A 2735-nucleotide genomic window follows, 5' to 3' on the forward strand; every position below is an offset into this window, starting at 1 on the left:
GTACTAATTTTATTATTAGCACAATAAATGAGCAGGTTGTCACATGGCTATTGCGAGAAAGCGTCAGATAAGTTTGGCTGATACAAAGTACTATCATTGTATTTCTAGGTGCGTACGTCGAGCCTATCTATGTGGCGAAGATCGTTTTACTGGCCAATCATATGAGCATCGCAGGTGTTGGGTTGAAGAGAAGCTATTGGCTCTTTCTAACGTGTTTTGTATTGATGTTTGCGCATATGCGGTGATGAGTAATCATACGCATTTAGTGTTGTATGTTGATGATAAAAAAGCGAAACGACTGAACGATAAAGCCATTATTATCCGTTGGCATAAATTATGTAAAGGCACCATGCTGACAAATAAATATGTTCAAGGGGGCAAGCTAACGAAAGCAGAATGCTTCTTTTTAAATGAGACCGTCGATGAGTACCGTGAGCGATTATCAAGTATTAGCTGGTTTATGCGATTATTAAATGAAGATATAGCTCGCAGGGCGAATAAAGAAGATGGATGTACAGGGCGATTTTGGGAAGGCCGTTTCAAATCACAAGCACTGTTAGATGAAGCCGCATTGGCTGCATGTATGGCGTATGTTGATTTAAACCCAATCAGAGCGAAGATAGCTCACACACCAGAAACATCGGATTACACGAGCGTACAAAAACGGATTGAAAGTGCAACCGACGGTAAACAACCAATACAATTACTACGCTTTGCCGGTATGCCAAGGCAGCACATGGCAAAGGGCTTACCATTTGAGTTAAAATCTTATTTAGAACTTGTAGAGTTAACAGGTCGTTGTATACGAGAAGATAAGCGCGGTTATATAGATAATACTCATTCACGGTTATTGGAGCGGGTAAATATCTCAGCAGATAATTGGTTAAAACTCACGAGCCACTTTACACGGGTGTTTCATGGCGCAGTCGGGAGGCCAACATCGCAGGAAGGATACTGTGAACATTTAAATAGAAAGCGGCGAGCAAACGTGAGAAATTGTGAAAAGCTATTAGCATAAAATAGAGCGATATAGTAAACCATCTAAAGCAATTCAAAAACTGCGAATTTGCAGCCTTTCTATGTCTAAAATTCAGTATTCAGCGGACATTAGTCACGTTATTTATTACAAACAACATTTCCTCGAAGAGTAATTGCGGGCAGGCAGTTTTTTGCACGGTTAAGTTTGATGACTTCAGCATTTATTTATAATGGGTGTCAATTTTGTTCTTTCGATGAAGCGAAATTCTTAAAGAGTTAGTCACGGTACTGAGTGAGCTGAACATCTAACTGGATATAAGGCTGAGCATCAATCAATTGGGTGAGTTAATAACCAACAAGGTTTAACCTGATTATATGCCTACAGACCAAAGCCACTTGCCTTGATAAGACGCTCAGTACGCGTGCATTAATACAATAAACAAAGTCGCTTACACCTGACTTGATAACTACGTTACGCACCTCAATCTAACTGGATCACAATGATGAAACCAGCCGCCTTGAATAGTGCCATGATGAGGTTAACCGATGAATGTCTCGGCTCTGGCATCCTGCTTCGCTCTACCTTCTAAATCCATTTAGTCGTAGTGCCCCAGCTACCCCAAAAGGATATGGGAAAAACCTGGCTGCGATGAGCTCGCAATAATCGATTACTGCGTAACGCGCCTATATGTGTTTGCCGTAAGCTACTTGCTTAACAGCCACATCGACAGACGAAGTAAACGAATTTGTTTATTGATTTAGAATTGACCGTCACTTAATAAAAACGGTCAAATAAAATACTAGTGCCTATTGACAGAGTTAAGGCTCATATGTGTTATGTTGCAGACGACAACAAGACAAAGAATAGCTTTATTAAAAGACCAGCGATTGACACAAAAACAAAGATTTTACCTAGCTTGGTGTAATACTCGCGTGCTTTTTTTAAACCTACATCTTTATCCTTGGCTCTCCAATAATATATTTTGGCTAAACCATAATCATTTTTTAATAATCTTTCTGTCGGTGCAAACCAAATATACAATCCGGCAATTCCAAAACCTAAAAGAGCGAGATAATCCATGAGATTTCCAATGCCAACATAACGAGGCTGTAGAATAACTCGTTTTTAATTTATTTTTATTGATGCATTAACCATAGCTGAGTTCCTATTTTGATTCAATCGACAACTGACTTTTACGTAAAATATAAAAAGAGCATTTGCTGTTGCTTTAATGGGCGTTTTGGAAGGTATGACAGGTGTTTAAGTGGCTTATTTGGAGAGGTAGCAGCTTACCTTTATTAATGCATCGTGTTTTACAGCTTTTCTATCTGATGAACTAAGCAATACAGTTGTCGCAGAATGAAGTGAGGCATTCACTTTCGTTTGACCGCGCAAGGTCAATTTGTTCATGTCTTTGTTAACTGTAATATTCCGCTTTTTACCATAAGGAAAGCAGGCTCAATAAAACCGAGTCTTTTACCATTTCTTTATAAAACATTGTCGTCGCTAAATTAGGCTATCTATTTTGACCTTCATTTTAATTAGCTAACGATGGATTTAGATCATTGTATCCGCCGTAGGATAAGGATGTGCTACTGGCGACAATGACGCTCTTTATAAGAGGAATAGCACGCACCAAAGTACGCAGTTTAATGAAATTGGGGGTCAGTGAGAGACTAGCCATAGCATGTGGTATCACCAGCAAGGGGCCTTGTCGAAGCTCAAAAACAAAAGGAATTAACATTGCGCTAGGCAA

General features: G+C 39.4%; 2 protein-coding genes and 1 pseudogene. 2 read left to right on the forward strand and 1 reads right to left on the reverse strand.

Annotated features, from left to right (window positions below; all coding sequences use genetic code 11):
* The first annotated feature begins 43 nt into the window (after positions 1 to 43).
* Entirely contained in the window at positions 44 to 1018 is a 975-nt protein-coding gene (locus H5187_RS23040; protein ID WP_182798424.1) for a transposase, read from the forward strand.
* Positions 1019 to 1813: 795 nt separating this feature from the next.
* Here H5187_RS23040 and H5187_RS23045 read toward each other — a convergent pair.
* The gene (locus H5187_RS23045) at positions 1814 to 2059 is read right to left on the reverse strand and encodes a hypothetical protein (protein WP_182779405.1); all 246 of its coding nucleotides are present in this window, start codon (positions 2057 to 2059) and stop codon (positions 1814 to 1816) included.
* Positions 2060 to 2530: 471 nt separating this feature from the next.
* Between H5187_RS23045 and H5187_RS24810 the strand changes: the two are divergent.
* Positions 2531 to 2735: pseudogene (locus tag H5187_RS24810) on the forward strand (group II intron reverse transcriptase/maturase); the annotation flags it as partial.

Source organism: Pseudoalteromonas sp. SG44-1 (assembly GCF_014164315.1).
In the GTDB taxonomy this organism is placed as follows: Bacteria; Pseudomonadota; Gammaproteobacteria; order Enterobacterales; family Alteromonadaceae; genus Pseudoalteromonas; species Pseudoalteromonas rhizosphaerae.